The organism is Enterococcus sp. CWB-B31 (assembly GCF_020567645.1).
Lineage (GTDB): Bacteria > Bacillota > Bacilli > Lactobacillales > Enterococcaceae > Enterococcus_L.
This window is the reverse complement of sequence record NZ_JAJDJW010000005.1, coordinates 83,249-102,201: the sequence shown is the minus strand read 5'-3', so window position 1 is coordinate 102,201 and position 18,953 is coordinate 83,249. Positions and strand designations below refer to the sequence as shown.

At 40.3% G+C, this 18,953-nt stretch carries 19 protein-coding genes; 17 read left to right on the top strand and 2 right to left on the bottom strand.

Annotated features, from left to right (window positions below; genetic code table 11):
* Positions 1-516 precede the first annotated feature (516 nt).
* The 11 genes from nirB (at position 517) to LI954_RS06850 (ending at position 11,551) form a co-directional block, all read left to right on the top strand.
* The gene (nirB, locus tag LI954_RS06900) at positions 517-2,919 is read left to right on the top strand and encodes a nitrite reductase large subunit NirB (protein ID WP_202066743.1); all 2,403 of its coding nucleotides are present in this window, start codon (positions 517-519) and stop codon (positions 2,917-2,919) included.
* 1 nt (position 2,920) lies between these two features.
* Positions 2,921-3,229, top strand: coding sequence for a nitrite reductase small subunit NirD (gene nirD / locus LI954_RS06895; protein WP_202066744.1), 309 nt, complete (start codon positions 2,921-2,923; stop codon positions 3,227-3,229).
* Positions 3,230-4,195: a uroporphyrinogen-III C-methyltransferase gene (gene cobA / locus LI954_RS06890; protein WP_229444050.1), complete on the top strand. Its 966-nt coding sequence runs from the start codon at positions 3,230-3,232 to the stop codon at positions 4,193-4,195.
* Positions 4,196-4,427: 232 nt separating this feature from the next.
* A complete protein-coding gene (locus LI954_RS06885; protein ID WP_202066746.1) occupies positions 4,428-5,210 on the top strand; it encodes a formate/nitrite transporter family protein in 783 nt (260 codons plus the stop codon).
* Positions 5,211-5,335: 125 nt separating this feature from the next.
* Positions 5,336-5,737, top strand: coding sequence for a hypothetical protein (locus tag LI954_RS06880; protein ID WP_229444049.1), 402 nt, complete (start codon positions 5,336-5,338; stop codon positions 5,735-5,737).
* Between the two features lie 139 nt (positions 5,738-5,876).
* Entirely contained in the window at positions 5,877-6,782 is a 906-nt protein-coding gene (gene hemC, locus LI954_RS06875) for a hydroxymethylbilane synthase (protein WP_229444048.1), read from the top strand.
* On the top strand, positions 6,783-7,469 hold the full coding sequence (locus LI954_RS06870) for a uroporphyrinogen-III synthase (RefSeq protein ID WP_202066749.1): 687 nt from the start codon (positions 6,783-6,785) through the stop codon (positions 7,467-7,469).
* Between the two features lie 58 nt (positions 7,470-7,527).
* A complete protein-coding gene (locus tag LI954_RS06865) occupies positions 7,528-8,064 on the top strand; it encodes a dihydrofolate reductase family protein (protein WP_202066750.1) in 537 nt (178 codons plus the stop codon).
* Between the two features lie 157 nt (positions 8,065-8,221).
* Complete coding sequence (locus tag LI954_RS06860; RefSeq protein WP_202066751.1) at positions 8,222-8,662, top strand: CopY/TcrY family copper transport repressor; 441 nt, start codon at positions 8,222-8,224, stop codon at positions 8,660-8,662.
* 111 nt (positions 8,663-8,773) lie between these two features.
* Complete coding sequence (locus LI954_RS06855) at positions 8,774-11,242, top strand: heavy metal translocating P-type ATPase (RefSeq protein ID WP_229444046.1); 2,469 nt, start codon at positions 8,774-8,776, stop codon at positions 11,240-11,242.
* A gap of 105 nt (positions 11,243-11,347) precedes the next feature.
* The gene (locus tag LI954_RS06850; protein WP_229441583.1) at positions 11,348-11,551 is read left to right on the top strand and encodes a heavy-metal-associated domain-containing protein; all 204 of its coding nucleotides are present in this window, start codon (positions 11,348-11,350) and stop codon (positions 11,549-11,551) included.
* A 52-nt stretch (positions 11,552-11,603) separates the two neighbouring features.
* Here the strand turns inward: LI954_RS06850 and LI954_RS06845 are convergent, their stop codons facing one another.
* Both LI954_RS06845 and LI954_RS06840 read right to left on the bottom strand, forming a co-directional pair.
* Positions 11,604-12,986 (bottom strand): PH domain-containing protein, encoded by a 1,383-nt coding sequence (locus LI954_RS06845; protein WP_229444076.1) that lies wholly within the window; start codon positions 12,984-12,986, stop codon positions 11,604-11,606.
* Between the two features lie 21 nt (positions 12,987-13,007).
* Entirely contained in the window at positions 13,008-13,379 is a 372-nt protein-coding gene (locus LI954_RS06840; protein ID WP_202066754.1) for a GntR family transcriptional regulator, read from the bottom strand.
* A 141-nt stretch (positions 13,380-13,520) separates the two neighbouring features.
* Between LI954_RS06840 and LI954_RS06835 the strand changes: the two genes are divergently transcribed.
* From LI954_RS06835 to LI954_RS06810, 6 genes are all read left to right on the top strand, one after another.
* Positions 13,521-14,849: a C1 family peptidase gene (locus LI954_RS06835; RefSeq protein ID WP_229441582.1), complete on the top strand. Its 1,329-nt coding sequence runs from the start codon at positions 13,521-13,523 to the stop codon at positions 14,847-14,849.
* Between the two features lie 612 nt (positions 14,850-15,461).
* The gene (locus LI954_RS06830; protein WP_202066756.1) at positions 15,462-15,695 is read left to right on the top strand and encodes a hypothetical protein; all 234 of its coding nucleotides are present in this window, start codon (positions 15,462-15,464) and stop codon (positions 15,693-15,695) included.
* A gap of 105 nt (positions 15,696-15,800) precedes the next feature.
* On the top strand, positions 15,801-16,532 hold the full coding sequence (locus LI954_RS06825) for an acyl-ACP thioesterase domain-containing protein (protein ID WP_202066757.1): 732 nt from the start codon (positions 15,801-15,803) through the stop codon (positions 16,530-16,532).
* A 128-nt stretch (positions 16,533-16,660) separates the two neighbouring features.
* The gene (locus LI954_RS06820; RefSeq protein ID WP_229444045.1) at positions 16,661-17,494 is read left to right on the top strand and encodes a DUF72 domain-containing protein; all 834 of its coding nucleotides are present in this window, start codon (positions 16,661-16,663) and stop codon (positions 17,492-17,494) included.
* An 8-nt stretch (positions 17,495-17,502) separates the two neighbouring features.
* Positions 17,503-18,363 carry a Cof-type HAD-IIB family hydrolase gene (locus tag LI954_RS06815; RefSeq protein WP_229444044.1) on the top strand — a complete coding sequence of 287 codons (861 nt, stop codon included), beginning with the start codon at positions 17,503-17,505 and terminating at the stop codon, positions 18,361-18,363.
* Positions 18,350-18,865 (top strand): HAD family hydrolase, encoded by a 516-nt coding sequence (locus LI954_RS06810; protein ID WP_202066760.1) that lies wholly within the window; start codon positions 18,350-18,352, stop codon positions 18,863-18,865. Before LI954_RS06815 ends, LI954_RS06810 begins: the two co-directional genes overlap by 14 nt.
* Positions 18,866-18,953 lie beyond the last annotated feature (88 nt).

Below are 18,953 nucleotides of genomic sequence, written 5' to 3'. Positions count from 1 at the left end.
ACGAGTAACCGCAGGAGCAAGAGTAGGTACGCTCGCCGCTTGTAAGCTCTAAATTGTGATGAGCACTTATGCGAGAAAATATCGAATTACTTCATTCTTCGATGCAATAAGGCGGACAATCCGAAATTTATCAAGAGATACTATTTTTGAATTTACCCAAAATTTTAGAAACTAATACAGAGAATCATTGAACTAACAGCATTTCGAAGCGTATTTCATTTGTTTAGAAAACAGCTTCTGTAACTACTGATATAATGGGATTTTTAGTGAATAATGGGTAGATTCAAAATACTATTCGATGGAATGAATAGATGTTGATTGGTCCTTTCTTGGAGCTTCCAAGATTTTTAGTATAGTTCGATTTATTTCCGAAGAGAGTTGGGAACTTTTATTTCTGTCCCACTCTCTTTCTTTATGCTTGATTTATTAGGAAATTCCCTAATAGTCAAAAAGAAAATAGATTGTTATGCTAAAAAATAGATTGTTCAAATGATCACAATTGGGAGGAACACACAAATGAAAGAAAAGCTTCTGTTGATTGGCAATGGGATGGCTGGCGTCCGTACGATTGAAGAAATTCTGGAAAGAGACCCAGATAAATACGAGGTTACGATTATAGGGGAGGAGAGTTACCCGAACTATAATCGAATTATGCTTTCCAATGTCCTTCAGAAAAAAATGACGGTAGATGAGATAATTACAAATCCTTTAACCTGGTATGAAGAAAATCAGATTCAGCTGATTAATCATGATCCGGCTGTTAAACTGGATGCGGAAAATAAATGTGCGACAACGCAGTCAGGAAAAGAAATTTTTTATGATAAATGTATTCTTGCTACAGGCTCAAGAGCGTTCATCCTGCCGGTAGAGGGCTCAACATTGCCCGGAGTTGTCGGTTTCCGAACAATTGATGATACAGAAGCAATGTTGGATGCCGCCAAAAACTTTAAAAAGGCAGTTGTTATCGGCGGCGGGCTGTTAGGACTGGAGGCAGCAAAAGGTTTGGTTGATCAGGGAATGGATGTGACTGTTGTCCATTTGGAGAAATGGCTGATGGAGACACAGCTGGATGCCAAAGCCGGAGAAATGCTTAAGGCAGACCTTGAGAAGCAAGGTTTGAAATTTTTAATGGAGAAACGGACAGAAAAAATTCTTGGAACAGATCGTGTAACTGGAATGACATTCAGTGATGGAACAACAATTGAAACAGATTTGATTGTGATGTCTGTAGGGATTCGTCCGGAAGTGACTCTGGCAAGAACTGCCGGACTGGATATCAACCGCGGGATTTTGGTTAATGACTTTATGCACACCAGTAATACACATATTTATGCAGTGGGAGAGTGTGTGGAACATAACGGACTGGTTTATGGCTTGGTGGCACCTTTGTTTGAGCAAGGAAAGGTTCTGGCGGATGTTTTAACTAACAGAGAAACAAAGCCGTATCAGGGCAGTACTACCTTTACCTCTCTGAAAGTTTCGGGCTGTGACCTTTATTCAGCTGGTGAGATTAAAGAGTGTGAAGGCGTAAACAGTATCGAAGCATTTGACGGGATTAATTTCACCTACAAAAAGATCTTTATCAGAGAAAATCAAGTAGTCGGAGTTGTATTGTATGGCGATACAGCAGAAGGAAACCGTTATTACAATATTCTTAGAAAAAAAGAGATCATTGATGACTATACACCGGTTTCACTACTGCATATGGCAGGAGAAGAAGCAAGTACGGATGTTGGGGAATGGTCAGATGACGAGATGATCTGCGGCTGTAATGGGGTAACAAAAGGAACGATTGTTAATGCCATTAATGAAAAGGAACTGACCTCTGTGGCAGATGTGACAAAGTATACAAAAGCCGGCGGTTCCTGTGGAAAATGTAAAACTGTTATTGGTGCTGTACTGGAACATACACTTGGCGGAGAAATAGTGAGTGCACCGACTGGAATCTGCAGCTGTACGCCATTAACAAGGGATCAGATTGTGACTCAAATCCATGCAAAACATCTGACTTCTTCAGAAGAAGTTTACAAAGAACTTGATTTCACTAATGCAGAGGGCTGTCCCAAATGTCGTCCTGCGATTAATTTCTATTTAAATGTTGCTTGGCCGAAAGAGCATGAGGATGAACGAGAGTCCAGATATGTCAATGAGCGGATGTATGGAAATATTCAAAATGATGGAACTTATTCGGTGATACCAAGGATGCGTGGAGGAAAGACAGATCCGCAGCAGCTGATTTTGATTGCCAAAGTTGCTGAAAAATATAATGTTCCGATGGTGAAAATTACAGGAAGTCAGCGGATTGGTCTATTCGGAGTGAAGAAAGAAGATATGCCGAAGATTTGGGAAGAACTGGATATGACAGCCGCCGCAGCTTACGCCAAAGCAGTTCGTTCTGTTAAAACATGCGTAGGAGCGAATTTCTGCCGATTTGGAACACAAGACTCACTAGGCTTGGGAATTAAACTGGAGCAGCGGTTTGAATTTATTGATACGCCGCATAAATTTAAAATGGGTGTTTCAGCTTGTCCAAGAAGCTGTGTCGAAAGCGGCGTGAAAGACTTTGGAATTATTGGTGTTGAGAATGGCTTCCAGATTTATATTGGCGGAAACGGCGGAACAGAAATAAAAGAAGCACAGCTGCTGACGACTGCAGAAACAGAAGAGGAAGTAATCGAAATCTGCGGTGCGATGCTGCAATATTATAGAGAAACAGGTGTCTATGCAGAACGGACTGCTCCGTGGATTGATCGTCTGGGCTTTGAAACAGTAAAAGAAGTTCTGTTGGATGCCGAGCATCGGAAAGAGCTGATTGTACGTTTAGATGAAGCTGTTGCAGGACGTCGAGGTAATCCTTGGGAAGAAGTTGTCAACAGTCAGGAATTACAAAATGAAATGTATACAGTAGGGAGAGCATAAAATGGAAAAAATATTTGTAGCCTCTTTAAGTGAACTGGTACCGCGAATCGGAAGAGAAGTTCTGATTGGAGATCAAAAGATTGCGGTCTATCGTTTAAGTGATGACCGTGTGAAAGCAATAGAGAATGTCTGCCCCCATAAACAGGGACCGCTTGCTGAAGGGATTGTGTCTGGTGATTTTGTCTTCTGTCCATTGCATGACTACAAAATTTCCCTAAATGACGGGATTGTACAGGACCCTGATGAAGGCTGTGTACGTACATTTGAAACAATGGTTGAAGGCGATAAAGTCTACGTTATGGTGGACTAGATGGGGAAAGTTTATTTTGTAGGTGCCGGTTCAGGAGATCCGGAATTACTGACTCTAAAAGGCAAAAGACTGCTGGAAACAGCAGATGTCATCATTTATGACCGCCTGGTTCATCCAATATTTCTGCATTTGGCTAAAGAGGAAGCACGATTCATTTTTAGCGGAAAATATCCAAAAAATCATGTATTGAAGCAGAAAAATATTAATGAGCTGTTGAAGGAAGAATGCCGGAAGGATCAGTTAATTGTACGTTTGAAAGGCGGCGATCCAAGTATATTCGGCCGTGTGGGAGAAGAAATCGCTGTTCTCAGAGAACAGGGCGCGGTTTACGAAGTTGTCCCTGGAATAACAGCCGCTTCGGCTGCCAGCAGCTACAGCGGCATCTCACTGACACACAGAGAACACAGCAGTAAAGTAACATTTGTCACTGCTCATCGCAAACAGGGAGAGCAGCTGGACTTTAAAGGTCTAACGGAAAAAGGGACTGTCTGCCTATATATGGGGGTGGAATATGCTGCTGAAACACAGCAAAAGCTGATGGAACAAAATGTTTCTGCGGAATTGCCTGTTGCTATTATTGAATGGGGAACAATGGGAAGACAACGTACCTTTACGACGAATATCCTTCAGATGATTGACTGTATTGCTCAGAATCAAGTCAAAAATCCCTCGATGATTGTTGTGGGAAATGTAGTTTCTGAACGGAAGGGTCCGGACTGGTTTGAACAAAAACCACTATTCGGTAAAAGACTGCTGCTGGTAGACACAAAGAAAATCTGTTTTGAAACAATCCTTGAGTACACAGAGCAAGGTGCTGATGTCTATGTAGTTCAGGTCGGTGAAGAAAGAGACCGGCGTTTTGATGAAGTAGACCGACAATATCTAAAGGATTATACATTTGATGAAGTGGTTTATTTAAGTAAACAAGTAACCGAAATAAATAAGAAACACTTACAGTATTTATAAATAGTTTTGACGGGAGAGCTCTACTCTCTCGCTGATATAGGGGACAGCGAGAGAACGAAGAGCAGCAGTACAGTGAGTTTATTTATCCAATGGAGACTGCATAAAGAGTAATGAAAAGATTGAACAGCTGGGGCATGCTTAAAGATGAACGAGGAATCTAAATTTTTTGGACAGTTCCCTGTTTGTGGTCTGCTCACAGGAATGAATATTCACAAAGAAAAGGAGATAGAGTATGGGGTCACTTCAACCACCGGAAATTGTAGATTTCACAATAGAAAAAGGAATACAAAAGGCACGAGGCAGCTTTTTGACATTAGCAGTGTTAGGGTTTTTAGCAGGAATGTTCATAGCTATTGCAGGAGTTGCCATGATTCGGACAATGGGGACAATGCCGAGCGAATGGGGGTCTTTGGTAAATGTTATTGGGGCAGCTGTTTTCCCTTTTGGGTTAATCTGTCTGCTGTTGGCAGGCGGAGAGCTGGTTACGGGGAACATGATGGTCGTTTCCATGGCTCTTTTTGCAAAAAAAATCAGCGGTAAAGAATGGCTGAGAAATATTGTCATTGTGACGGTGTTCAATTTAATTGGGTCGCTGTTTGTTGCGTATTTCTTTGGCTATCTCAGTGGTGCACTTCAAGGCGATTTTGCAGAACGTGCAATTCAGGTTTCCTTGGGGCGAACAAAAGACACCTTATTACAAGGGTTTTTATCAGGGATTGCCTGTAATATTCTAGTAAGTACAGCTGTTTATCTACAGTTCGCAGCGAAAGATTTTATTGGGAAAATTGTAGGGATTTTTCTGCCAATTATGGGCTTTGTCATTTGCGGCTATCAGCACGTTGTTGCGAATATGTTTCTGATTCCGATGGGGATTATTCTTGGAGGAAATACATGGGCAGAGTTTGGTAAAAATATGGTCAGTGTTTATTTCGGAAATTTAGCAGGCGGCGGAATTTTTATCGCCGGCATGTATTTTCTTGCATATAAAGTGGGTACACGAAAGCTTTCAAATTAGGGAGTTACTTGTGTAGCGCAGCTAACGTGCAGCTTCTAAAGAGGTTGCACGTTTTGCTTGTCCATATAATTGAGGTTGTGCCGAAGCTTCTCCATACGACGAGAAACCGCAGGAGCAATCTTTTTGTGCGACGAGAAATCGCAGGAGCAATCTTTTTGTGCGACGAGAAATCGCAGGAGCAATCTTTTTGTGCGACGAGAAATCGCAGGAGCAAAGGTCTTCATGCGACGAGAAATCGCAGGAGCAATCTTTTTGTGCGACGAGAAATCGCAGGAGCAAAGGTCTTCATGCGACGAGAAATCGCAGGAGCAAAGGTCTTCATGCGACGAGTAACCGCAGGAGCAAAGGTCTTCATGCGACGAGTAACCGCAGGAGCAAAAGTCTTCATGCGACGAGTAACCGCAGGAGCAAAGGTCTTTATGCGACGAGAAATCGCAGGAGCAAAGGTCTTCATGCGACGAGAAATCGCAGGAGCAAAGGTCTTTATGCGACGAGTAATCGCAGGAGCAAATACTGTATGTGTATGACAATACGTGGGATACGGCAACATTCCTTCTTTAAATAGAACTAGCCCATATCTATTTTTTCAAAAAGACCTGCGGCTAGAATTTTTGGATAGGTCCTAGTATGATAAGAGTAAATGTAGAAAAAGGAAGAGACTAAATCATGAGAACAGTTCGTGTAGGAACCCGCAATAGCCCGCTGGCTATGAAGCAGACAGAAATTATTATTGAACTACTTAAAGCAGTACACGGAGAGTTTCAAATTGACATTGTTCCCATGGTTACCACAGGGGATCGTTTGCTTTCTGTCAGTTTATCTAAAATCGGCGGGAAAGGTCTTTTTATAAATGAAGTGGAGAATGCTTTGGTGGCAGAAGAGATCGATTTTGCGGTTCACAGTTTAAAGGATATGCCGGCGGTGATGGCAGAGGGCTTGACGCTGGCTGCATTGCCTAAACGAGGAAAACCAACGGACTGTCTGATTTTCCGCAGAGTTCAAAGTATTTCTGAGCTGCCGGCAAATGCCAGAATAGGCACCAGCAGTCTGAGAAGAGACTTTCAGATGCGGCATTTGAAAACCGGCATACAAGTTGAATCTATTCGTGGAAATGTCGGAACCCGACTGAAGAAAATGGAGGAACAGAAACTGGATGCGATTGTTTTAGCATCAGCTGGATTGGATCGCTTAGACTGGTTTGAACAGTCAGAGTATGCGTATCAGGAGCTGCTGGTGGAAGAGTGTATCCCTGCAGTAGGTCAAGGCGCATTAGCTGTGGAATGTCGCGCGAAGGATCAGGAAATGATTGATTTCTTAAAGGTCATTGATGATCAGGAAAATCGCAAGCTCGTAACAGAAGAGCGTGCATTTCTTCGTGTGCTGAATGGAAACTGCGAGCTGCCTGTGGGTGCATATGCGCGGAAAATAGCAATTGGTTATCAGATGTTCGGTTTTTTGGGAGATAAAACGCAGCAGCATTCTGTTCAGAAAAGCCTTATCGTTGATGAAATTACCGGTGCCGGCAGGAAGCTGGGAGAAGAGCTGTTGAAAGAACTTGGGGACAGTGAATAGATGAGAAAAATTCTTTTGACCCGTTTACCTGAAGACAATATAGACGACAAACTGTATTTTCAACAACAACACTATACATGTATGGAAATTCCTTTGATGAGGCTGAGACCGCGGCTGATTGAAGAGAAACAAATAAAAAAATTGATTGATGCGGAGTGGGTCTTTTTGACTAGTCAGCACAGTGCAGCTTTTTTTATTAAATTATTGAAGGAACAAAAACTTCTTTCTGTTTTTCAGATTAAGAAATTCGCAGTAATTGGAGAAAAAACAGCAAATGCGTTAAGAGAAGCAGGGATTGAACCTGTTTTTCAATCGATTGTTCAAGCGAAGAAAAGTATGTTTAAGCAATGGATAGCAGATTGTTCAGAAGAACCAGTTAAAATTGTTTATCCTAAAAGCAGCCTTGCTAATGCGATCGGTGAAGAGTTGTTGTTGAAAGATGGGCATGAGCTTTTCACTTTTACCCTGTATGACAATGTATTCTCGGAATCAGCACGCCAGCAGTTGAAAGTCTATCTGGATGATCCGGAATTGTCAGCAGTTTATTTTACCAGTCCTTCTCTTTGGACCCGATTCTATGAAACTTGCAAGGAAATCAATTTCAACAGGGAACTTCATTTCTATTGTGTGGGTCAGACAACTCAGGCAGCAATTCATAAAGACGGTTTTAATGCTGAGATTAGATAGTCGGTTATCAGCATGTTCTACTGTATAATGAAAGTTGAAATTCATTAAAAAGGATGGGATGAATGTGCGGAAAGTGATCTTGTATATTGCGACAAGCTTGGACGGTTATATAGCAGAGACTGATGGTTCCATTGATTTTTTAACGGTAGAGACGGATGCACCGGAAGAAGATAACAGTTATGAAGAACTGTTGGAGCGGATTGATACAGTCGTTCTCGGAAGAACGACCTATGATCAGGTGGTAAACGAGCTTTCACCGGAGCAGTATCCGTATGAGGATAAAACATCTTATATTATTACGCACCATGAAAAACCAGAAAATGCTGATCTGATTTTTACAGCTGAACAGCCAGATAAGCTGGTTGAACGTTTGAAAAAAGAAGAAGGAAAAGATATTTGGATTGTTGGAGGCGGACAAGTGATTACTCCGCTGATTAACTGTAACCTCATTGATGAATATATTGTTACAACGATTCCGGTGATTTTAGGACAGGGAATTCCTTTATTTCAATCAATTAAGCAGTCAGTGGTATTAAAGAGTGTTGATTCCTATTGCAAAAACGGTATGATTACATCAACATACAGTAAGGTATAAGAATAATTGTAAATCCAGCGAGAATCAACTTTCAGTCTATAAGAAAGTTGATTTTTCTTTTTCTTAAATAAAAGTTTTGACAAGCAAAAGAAGATCAGGTAATATAAGAAATGAAGAAACGACTACAAATGTAAACGTAGGTAAGAAGAAGGTGATAATGTTGACGGAAACAAAAATTACAGATGCAGAATGGGAAGTTATGCGTGTTGTCTGGGCACAGGAAGAAACAACCAGCAATGACGTTTATACGATTCTGAATGAAAAGATGAAGTGGAAGAAGAATACCATTAAAACGCTTTTAAGCCGTCTGACTGAAAAACAGCTGTTGGCAACAAAGCCTTCTGGAAACAAATTTATCTATTATCCCTTAATAGAGGAAAGAAAAAGTCTTCGTACGCTTTCTGAAGAATTGCTGACAAAAGTCTGCAGCAGAAAAGTGGGACAAATTGTAGAAGTGATTATTAAGGAAAGTACGTTAAGCTTTTCCGATATTGAAAAGCTGGAGCAGCTGCTTCAGGAGAAAAAGGCGTCTGCAGCGGCAGAGGTAGCATGCAATTGCATACCGGGACAATGCCAGTGTCATTTAATTAAGGATTGAAATTAGTTGCTTTGAACGTAAAATTTTATTGAAGGGAAAGCAGAATCTTGGAGGAATTACGCCTGCATATAGATTTAAAATAATAGAAATCAACGCAAGGAGTTGAATAATGTGGAAACAAAAACTTTTGATATAGAAGGGATGAGCTGTGCTTCCTGTGCTCAAACAGTGGAAAAAGCTGCTGGCAAACTGATCGGAGTTGCCAAAGCGTCGGTTAATCTTGCAACAGAAAAGCTGACGATTCAATATGATGATCAAGTATTATCTGAAAAAGACATTAAACAGGCCGTTTCAGATGCGGGATTTCAAGCAGTCAGTCAGACTGTGCAAAAAAACTATTATATTGAAGGCATGACTTGTTCCTCCTGTGCTCAGACAATAGAAAAAGCAGTGAAGCATTTGAAAGGTATTGATTTGGCATCAGTAAATCTGGCTGCAGAAAAGATGGTGGTTCAATTTGATCCAGGGATTTTGAGTAGCGAAGAGATTTCATCTGCAGTGGAAAAAGTCGGTTACCAGGCTGTTGAAGAAGCAGGAAAAATCGATACGACAGATCAAGATCAGGAAAAGAAACAAAAACATATTAAAGAGATGTGGCATCGTTTTTGGCTGTCTGCAGTGTTTACCGTACCATTACTGTATATTGCTATGGGTCATATGATCGGTCTCCCGCTTCCGGCAGTGATTGATCCAATGATGAACAGCTCAGTCTTTGCTGTTTTACAGCTTATTCTGACAATCCCGGTTCTATATTTGGGCAGAAGCTTTTTCACAGTAGGCTTTCGTTCACTTTTTAAAGGGCATCCCAATATGGATTCTCTGGTTGCATTGGGAACAAGTGCAGCATTCCTTTACAGTTTATATGGGACGTTTATGGTATTTGAAGGACATGCCCACTTTGCAATGGAATTGTATTATGAATCTGCAGCCGTTATCTTAACTTTGATCACTTTAGGGAAATATTTTGAAGCTGTATCTAAAGGAAAGACGTCTGAAGCCATAAAAAAACTGATGGGACTGGCGCCGAAAAATGCTCGCGTGATCAGAGACGGCATGGAAATCGATTTGCCGATTGACAGTGTGAGGTCTGGCGATACGATTATTGTTCGCCCAGGTGAGAAAATTCCGGTGGACGGCATTGTCATGGAAGGCTCAACGTCTATTGATGAATCTATGCTGACAGGAGAAAGTATCCCTGTGGAAAAGAAAACAGGAGATTCAGTGATTGGAGCCAGTATCAATAAAAATGGCACCATTCAGTTTAAAGCAACAAAAGTAGGCAAAGAGACCGCTTTGGCTCAAATTGTAAAATTGGTTGAAGATGCGCAGGGCTCAAAAGCGCCAATTGCCAAAATGGCCGATAAAATTTCGGGTGTTTTTGTTCCAATCGTCATGGGCTTGGCTGTTTTATCAGGTTTATCATGGTATTTTATTGGTCAGGAATCATGGGTGTTTGCCTTGACTATTACAATTTCAGTTTTGGTTATCGCCTGTCCCTGTGCACTGGGCTTGGCTACTCCAACTGCTATTATGGTTGGAACAGGTAAAGGGGCTGAGAACGGTGTACTGATTAAAAGCGGAGATGCGCTGGAAACGACACACAAAATTCAGACCATTGTCTTTGATAAAACAGGGACAATCACAGAAGGCAAACCAGTTGTCACAGATATACTTGTGAAAAGCGGACTATCTGAAGAGCGATTACTACAATTTGCTGCTTCAGCTGAAAAGGGATCAGAGCATCCGCTGGGAGAAGCGATTGTCGCAGCGGCAGAAGAAAAAAGATTGTCATTGTACACGATGGAAAATTTCCAGGCTATTCCCGGACATGGAATTGAAGGTGTGATTGAGGGCAGTAAGTTTTTACTTGGTAATAAAAAGCTGATGATCGAACAGAAGATTGACCTGTCAGATTTTTTGGAACGCTCAGACAAACTGGCAGAGCATGGGAAAACCCCTATGTTTATTGCAAAGGATCAGCAGCTTGCAGGAGTTATTGCAGTGGCTGATACCATCAAAGACAGCAGTAAAGCAGCAATTGACTGCCTGCACAAGATGGGGCTTGAGGTGGCGATGATTACCGGAGACAACAAACGTACTGCTGAAGCGATTGCCAGACAAGTGGGAATAGACCGCGTTTTCAGTGAAGTACTGCCGGAGGATAAAGCAGCAGAGGTTAAAAAGCTGCAAAGTGAAGGGCTGAAAGTGGCGATGGTTGGCGATGGAATCAATGATGCACCGGCTCTGGCTCAGGCAGATATCGGTATAGCAATTGGCTCCGGTACAGACGTTGCCATAGAGTCAGCTGATATTGTGTTAATGCGCAGTGATTTGATGGATGTGCCTACAGCTGTTGAATTAAGTAAGTCCACCATAAAGAATATCAAGGAAAATCTTTTCTGGGCTTTTGCCTATAACACATTAGGTATTCCTGTTGCGATGGGTGTCCTTTATTTATTCGGCGGTCCCTTGCTGAACCCAATGATTGCAGGAGCGGCAATGAGTTTCAGCTCAGTTTCAGTTTTGCTGAATGCCTTGCGGCTAAAGAGATTTAAACCGTCATCAGTTTCAAAAAGATGAAGAGCAGAGTAGCTAGAAAGTGTCTGAAACGAAGGATGGAACACTAAAATAAATTAATTCTCAAATTAGAAAAATAAATAAACATACATCAAAGGAGAACGTGTTATGAACCAAACAGTAGCAATTGAAGGAATGAAATGTGACGGATGCGTAGGAATAGTTAAAGAAAAATTTGAAGCAATTCCCGGTGTGAAAGCTGTAGATGTACAACTGGATGAAAAAAAGGCAACGATTACAGCCGATAATGAAATTTCCAAAGAACAGCTGCAAGCAGCATTGGCAGATACGAAATTTACAGTAGCAGGATAATGCTGAGCAACCAAAAAAAGACCTTCGACATCTGAGGATGCCGAAGCTTTTTTTATTTGTTCACTTTTTTTATCAGTTCTTCATACTCTTTTTTCGTCTTTTCACCATCTTTATTTGTGTAGTAGTAGGTATAATTTTCTGTTTTTATTTCAATGATAGGCACTTCGTTGTTATAGACCAGCAAATAGGCGGATTCATCTCCTATACGGAATTCCCCGGTAAGATAATGGTCTGTTGCTGAACCGAACATACGAATTCTGTTGGCAGGAAGCTTATCAATCAGTTGAACAGAAGTGATTATATCCAAAGGGATTTCTCTCGTTTTTGAAAATGGTGCAGATAAAGAGATATCATCTGTTGTAACCGTCATTCGAAACGGATTACTTGAGAAATCACTGATCATTAATGGAATACTGGAAAGAGCCACTGCAGCTACTGCTACAATAAGCAATACAATCATTGAAATCTTACCGGCAGGTCTTCCCAGATTGGTTGATATATTCATCCCTAATCGGTCTGGAACGAAGATTCTGGGATCTTCCGGATTGATGTAAATACCGTAACGCCAGTATTGGTCTTCATCTCCATAGCGGTAATCCTTTGCCTGCATAATCAGCTGATCCTGCGTACGTCTGAGTTTAAACAGAAGGTAAAAAATGAAACCGACATAAATAGTGAGCAGAATGAAGTAGGCAATTGTTAAAATCATTCCAGACTGGTAAGACAATGTAATAGAAAGTATCGGTATAAATGACAGTGGACTAAAAATAAATGCAGATGAAACTAGCAGCAGAGACCAGTAATGACGCATGGCATCATTCACTTGTTGATTAATTATTTCATCATTCGTCAGCGGTTTTACTGGCAGCCGACTGACAAGATAGTGCAGGAAGATGAAAAGACCAGCCATAAGCAGAGAAATCACTCCAAAAATCGCTGTTCCCAAAGCCTGTTGATAGTTGGTGAAGCTGTAGATGGTTCCTCCCAGAGAAATCAGAATCCCAGGTAAATACCAATAGTAACTAAGCAGCTTCCGATTTTTATTTTGAATTAATTTAGTATCTACCAATAAAGGCTTTGTAGGGAGAATCCAGCCGTTTGTTATCTTCACGTGGGTCATTTTTCGAATGTAAAGTATCTCTGTGTAGTAGTTGACACCAAGCATCATAAACAAAGACAACATGAAGAACAGTAGGGTAATAGAATCATAGGTGGTAAGTAGTATCAGCAGATCAAAAATAGAAAAAGCTGCAGCAATCAATAACAGTCTCTTTTTGTATTCCTGCCGAACGTTCAGAACCTGCGGCTCGTTTAGTTTATCTTTTGGCAGGGTGGTCTCCAATATAATGTTTTTATGAGGATTGGCAATAATTCTGCCGAGCAGAGCCATTGAAAGATTTATGCCCAAAAGTATTAGTAAAAAAATTATGTTCATATTCATAGAAGCACGTCCTTATTATTTGAAATTCTGTAAAATCTGCGTCACAATCGCATGGATATCCTCATCATTTAACTGATGAATTGCTGCTTTCGCCAAAGTCAGCTCAAGTGCCTGATTAAATTCTTCGATAAATTCTTCTGTTGCGGGGGGAAATTCTGCCACCTTTGTTCCATTACGACGATCTGTGATGATGTAGCCTTCAAGCTTTAGTGTATTGTAGGCTTTTGAAACGGTCATCATATTTATACCGATTTCATCCGCCATTTGACGCACGGAAGGCAGTGACTCATTCGCCCCCAGTTTTCCTGAAGCAATTCCTAAAATGATTTGATTTCTGATTTGCTGATAAATGGGGATAGCACTTTTCATGTCTATTTCCATTAACATCTGCAGCACCTCGCAATTATAATGTATTTTGTATTATATAGTGTAATACATGTGGTGCAAAAAAGCAATAAACTTTCAGTTGTGAGATTTTCTAAGGAGTCCTATAATGGGAATGAGCTATTTTTAGGAAGGATGAGGAACATGTCAGAAATTAACAATGAAATAACTGGTAAATATAGAGAAAGGTTTGCAGAAAGTGATAAAAAACGAGCATTGCAAAACGCAGTAGTCAAAAACGGAATCACTGAATCAGCGGAAACGCAAGAAGCACAAGTTGAAAATGTACAGGTTTTTTCAGTAGATCTTTCAACTGGAAAAGCAGCAGACCAGAAGAAAAGCGGTCGCTGCTGGATGTTTGCTGCACTCAATACTTTTCGTCATAAAATGATCGACAGCTTTCGATTAAAGGAATTTGAGCTGTCACAAAACTACACTTTTTTCTGGGACAAGTACGAAAAATCTAATTATTTTTATGAAAATATTATTGCAACAGCAGATCAGAATCTGGACTCACGTAAGGTCGCATTTTTGTTGGCAACGCCGCAGCAAGATGGCGGGCAATGGGATATGATTGTTTCTCTGTTTAAAAAATATGGTGTGGTTCCTAAATATGTGATGCCGGAAAGCAGGAACAGCTCTAATTCTCAGGATCTAAACAAATACTTGAATAAGAAGCTGCGCAAAGATGCTGTGACATTGCGCAAGTTGATTGAGGCGGGTGAAGCACCTGAGCTTGTTCAGGAGAAGAAGACAGAAATGCTTGGAGAAATTTACAATTTTCTGGCGATTTCGTTAGGGACACCGCCTGAAACCTTTGATTTCGAATACAGAGATGAAGACAAAGAATATCACATTGATAAAGGTCTGACTCCCTTATCTTTCTATGAAAAATATATAGGAGTGGATCTGGATGACTACATTAGTGTGATCAATGCTCCAACTAAGGACAAACCTTTTAACAAAACCTATACAGTTGAAATGCTTGGTAATGTTGTAGGCGGTAAGCCGGTAAAATACCTGAATGTGGATATGCCTGTATTTAAGCAATTGGCTGTTCAACAGCTGGAACAAGGAGAATCAGTCTGGTTTGGTTGTGACGTAGGTCAATCTTCTACTCGGAAAAGCGGAATAATGGCATTAAATGCATATGAAATAGATGAACTTTTTGATATTGATTTTTCAATGACAAAAGCAGAACGTCTGGATTATGGTGAAAGCCTGATGACCCATGCAATGGTACTAACCGGTGTGGATGTGATCGATGGAAAGTCTGCAAAATGGAAAGTGGAAAATAGCTGGGGAGAGAAGATTGGAAACAAAGGCTTCTTCGTGATGAGTGATGCCTGGATGGATGAATACACGTATCAAATCGTGATTCGGAAAGATATCCTGACCAATGAGCTGTTGAAAGCTTGGAATGAAGAGCCTAAAATGCTGGCTCCATGGGACCCTATGGGAGCTTTGGCATAAATAATTGTGAACATAGAATGGTCTAAATAATTATTCGAACAAGGGACTGTGACAAAAGTATGTCTGAGATCCCTAAAACCGAATAAACGGTGTTCCAGAAGTTGTCTCTTCGGAAATAAGTCGAACTATACTGAAAATATGAGTAGCTATTTTCGTATATTCCGACTTATTTCTTGAGACAGAACACTTCTGTCACAACCTCTTTTTTAGACTAAAAATCGACTTAAGTGACGGCATAAAAATGACAGACAGTATCATTTCCGACTGGCTGTTTTTTCTTTGATGAAGCGAACTGGATACACAATAGTTTAAATACTTTGTTTGTCAGCTTTTTGTAGGTAAAAATTGATAAGCTTTTTCATAATGAAAAATAGACGTTTTCGTATTTTTGTCGAGGAGTTTTTAATAACTCTTATTGATAAAATGTATGTTAGGTATGGTTGATTCATTTCTTTGTTGAGAGAATAAGGGACAAGGATTGATCATTTTTCAGTAACTGTGAAAAACATTGAAAAAATGAAGCTTCTTAATAAGGAAGTGTCAACTCCGTTGAATGGGGAAATAAAATAGTTTAGCCAATTTTAGTTATCAAGATGCTCCAAGAGGTTCCATTTGGATTGCAGCAGGAGAGCCGGCAAGCTGGACACTGTCTTTTATGTTTCGTCTAAAGAAGTAGTTCAGACCATATATAAAACAGCATTGAAGGCAGGCGGGAAGGATAATGGGGAGCCAGAATACAGATCTCAATACAGTGAAAATTACTATGCGGCATTTGTCCACGACGTAATTCAGCATGGTTTGATTATTCATTCAAAAGATATGCTTCTATTTTGTTATTATATTTAATGATATTATTTTTAGTATCTATGAAATACAAGGATTTTTATCAGTATGTTATACTTTTAAAGAATGGAAACTGAAGCAGGTGACAAGGAAAAAGGAGAGGATTTAATGGGAAAAAGTTATACAATGCCCTACGAAGTTGCATATTATGATGGCGACATTACGAAAAGAATGACTCTGCCGTCTATGCTGGCAGTAGTCATCAAGACATCGGAGGAGCAAAGTGCACTTCTTGGTAGAGGAGCGGAATTTGTTGCCGGATTTGGTTTGGGCTGGGTGATCACCAACTATGAAATTGAAATAAAAAGATTACCTATGGTTGGGGAGAACATTCAGATAACCACTCAGGCGATGTCATATAATAAATATTTTTGCTACCGGAATTTTTGGATACATGATGAAGCAGGGGAAGAATGTGTTCAGATCAAATCTACTTTTGTACTGATGAATAAAAAAAATCGTAAAATGAGCAACGTACTGGAAGAAATTATTGCTCCGTATGAAAGTGAGAAAATCAAAAAAATTTATCGAAATGAAAAAATAGAGAAGATTGAAAGCGGGGTTTTTCATAATTATCGTGTTCGTTTTTTTGATATTGACGGGAACCAGCACGTAAATAATGCAATTTATTTCAACTGGCTGCTGGATGTACTGGGTTATGAGTTCCTTTCCAAGCATCAGCCGTTAAGAGTCAATGTAAAATTTGATAAAGAAGTTGAATATGGACATGAAGTGGAGAGTCATTATGAAGTACTGGAAAATGAAACAGGCCCATGGACACGTCACGAAATTCGGATAGAGGATCAGCTTTATTGTGAAGCAAATATCCAATGGATATAGCATACTAACAGAGTATGAACAAATGCAACAAAGTGAACGGAACGTGTTTTATTTTACAATTTATTTGTTCTTTAGATATGATAGAAAGAAGGAAAAGAAAGCTGAACGGCTAAACACTGGAGGAAAAAATGATACGATTGGGACTAACATCTTTTAGTGAACATGAAAGACTGACGGGGAAAAAACGCTCTACACTTTATGAATACGCCGGGCATTTACCACTAGTTGAAATGGATACTGCGTACTATGGCATTCCAAAGCAGGAATCTGTAAAAAGATGGGTGGAATCTGTTCCGGCAAATTTTAAATTTGTTGTTAAAGCATACAGCGGTATCAGCTGTCAGGGAGATTGGGAAACCTATTACAAAAATGAAGAGGAAATGATTCAGTCCTTTCTTCACAGTATGCAGCCAATTATTGACAGCGGAAAATTGTTTGCGTTTTTAGTTCAGTTTTCAGCCAGTTTTGGATGTACAAAGGAAAATGTCCGATATCTCGAAAAAATCGAAAAGTGGTTTAATGGTTTGCCGGTCGCTGTTGAACTAAGAAATGGAAGCTGGTATCAGGCTGATTATATTAAGTCCACTCTTGCTTTTATGAAAGAGCGAAAATTTTCTTTGGTTGTTGTTGATGAGCCCCAGATACCGATAAATCCAGTGCCCTTTTTTCCGTTTGCGACAAACCAAGCATTTATACTCCTTCGGTTCCATGGAAGAAATGCTGCCGGTTGGCTGGCCAATGATAAAGAGTGGCGAAAAAAACGGACACTTTATCGGTATAATTCAGCTGAGATTGCCAGTCTGAGTGAAGCGGTTAGAAAAATGTCTTTGGAAGTCAAAGAGACAGGGGTTATTTTCAATAATAATTCGGGCGGAGATGCAGCCGGAAATGCACTTGAAATGAAAAAGGTACTTAATCTGAAATATGAAGAACTGAATCCGAAGCAGATGGATTTGTTTTAAGGTGATGTATGATTAAAATAATTTTCTTTGATATTGATGGAACATTGGTTGACAGACGTGCGAAAGCTCTGGATTCCACCAGAAAAGCGATCTCCCAGGCTCAAAGTCAGGGGATTCTTTGTGGTGTTGCAACAGGGCGAAGCCCGATTCATTTGAGTGAACAGATTGATGCGCTGAATTTTGACGTTTTTGTAACCTACAATGGTCAGCTGGTCTATACAAAAGATGAGACTCTATATGAACGCATTTTCTCCAAAGAGGTACTTGAACAGATTGTTGATTTTGCTGATACAGGAAATCGGCAGTTGATGTTTGGCGGACGGCTGAAGATGGAAGGCAGCTCACTGATGAGGTTTGGACAGAACAGCAAAGCGAGAAAACTTGTGCGCTTTATACCTAAATGGTTCCCAGTTGCTGCTGCTCAGAATCTGCTGATTAAATATCGCTCAGTGAAGGAAGAATGCAGGTATCACGAACTGAACATTTTAAATGAAGAAATCTATCAGTGTGTTCTTCTCAGTTCTGCAGAAGAAATGGAAGATTTAAACAGACAGCTTCCTGACTGTACCATCACACGTTCGAATCCTTATGTGGTGGATATTATTCCGCAGGGTGGCTCGAAGCTTCGGGGAATTATGAAATGTATTGAAACCTTTGGATTTTCATTGAATGAAGTGATGACCTTCGGAGACAACTGGAATGATGTGGAAATGCTTGAAGGAACTGGAATTGGTGTGGCGATGGGAAATGCCCCGGATGGAGTAAAAGCGTCGGCAGATTTTGTTACTGCAACCAATGAGGATCACGGAATTTATCAGGCGATGGTTCATTATAAGATTATTGAGGAGGCAGTGTATGAAAATAGATAACCCATTTGATAAGACTGAAGAATTTCACCGGATATTTGATAATCGGAGACCTTCAGCACCTCAGGCTTTCACAGCGAAAACGGCATCAGCCAGAGCTGGTTTTAAAGCAGAAGAGCTGGTGGAATTTTTATACTCCTCAGCAAACAATGATATGGAAGAGTTTCATCGGTTGGTTGAACAGCTGAAAACAGATGTTGACACTGCTGAAAAGAAAATACTTGAAAAAGGTAAACAGATTGAGGAGGTTTTAGTTGATCAGGTAGATGCTTTAATAGACCTTCTCTATTTCACCTATGGCTCATTTTCTTTGCTGGGTGTTGATCCTACTGAATTATTTACCATTGTTCATGAAGCAAATATGGGAAAATTGTTTGAAGATGGCAAACCTCGTTATCATGAGGTCACTCATAAAGTGCTGAAGCCGGATGACTGGGAAGAGAAGTATGCTCCTGAACTCAAAATTAAAGCGGAGCTGGAGCGGCAGAAAAAGGAAAGCAGATAAAAAGAGCCCAGGAGAGAAAGATTTTCGCTCTGAGCTCTCTTATAAATAAAAGGTGCGGCTGTAAGTAAGTTAACTCACAGGACCGCAT

What these genes read in the sequence shown, in the direction of transcription:
- nirB (WP_202066743.1), top strand. Translation starts at nt 517, where the DNA reads ATGAAAGAAAAGCTTCTGTTGATTGGCAATGGGATGGCTGGCGTCCGT.
- nirD (WP_202066744.1), top strand. Translation starts at nt 2,921, where the DNA reads ATGGAAAAAATATTTGTAGCCTCTTTAAGTGAACTGGTACCGCGAATC.
- cobA (WP_229444050.1), top strand. Translation starts at nt 3,230, where the DNA reads ATGGGGAAAGTTTATTTTGTAGGTGCCGGTTCAGGAGATCCGGAATTA.
- LI954_RS06885 (WP_202066746.1), top strand. Translation starts at nt 4,428, where the DNA reads ATGGGGTCACTTCAACCACCGGAAATTGTAGATTTCACAATAGAAAAA.
- hemC (WP_229444048.1), top strand. Translation starts at nt 5,877, where the DNA reads ATGAGAACAGTTCGTGTAGGAACCCGCAATAGCCCGCTGGCTATGAAG.
- LI954_RS06870 (WP_202066749.1), top strand. Translation starts at nt 6,783, where the DNA reads ATGAGAAAAATTCTTTTGACCCGTTTACCTGAAGACAATATAGACGAC.
- LI954_RS06865 (WP_202066750.1), top strand. Translation starts at nt 7,528, where the DNA reads ATGAATGTGCGGAAAGTGATCTTGTATATTGCGACAAGCTTGGACGGT.
- LI954_RS06860 (WP_202066751.1), top strand. Translation starts at nt 8,222, where the DNA reads ATGTTGACGGAAACAAAAATTACAGATGCAGAATGGGAAGTTATGCGT.
- LI954_RS06850 (WP_229441583.1), top strand. Translation starts at nt 11,348, where the DNA reads ATGAACCAAACAGTAGCAATTGAAGGAATGAAATGTGACGGATGCGTA.
- LI954_RS06845 (WP_229444076.1), bottom strand. Translation starts at nt 12,986, where the DNA reads ATGAACATAATTTTTTTACTAATACTTTTGGGCATAAATCTTTCAATG.
- LI954_RS06840 (WP_202066754.1), bottom strand. Translation starts at nt 13,379, where the DNA reads ATGTTAATGGAAATAGACATGAAAAGTGCTATCCCCATTTATCAGCAA.
- LI954_RS06835 (WP_229441582.1), top strand. Translation starts at nt 13,521, where the DNA reads ATGTCAGAAATTAACAATGAAATAACTGGTAAATATAGAGAAAGGTTT.
- LI954_RS06825 (WP_202066757.1), top strand. Translation starts at nt 15,801, where the DNA reads ATGGGAAAAAGTTATACAATGCCCTACGAAGTTGCATATTATGATGGC.
- LI954_RS06820 (WP_229444045.1), top strand. Translation starts at nt 16,661, where the DNA reads ATGATACGATTGGGACTAACATCTTTTAGTGAACATGAAAGACTGACG.
- LI954_RS06815 (WP_229444044.1), top strand. Translation starts at nt 17,503, where the DNA reads ATGATTAAAATAATTTTCTTTGATATTGATGGAACATTGGTTGACAGA.
- LI954_RS06810 (WP_202066760.1), top strand. Translation starts at nt 18,350, where the DNA reads ATGAAAATAGATAACCCATTTGATAAGACTGAAGAATTTCACCGGATA.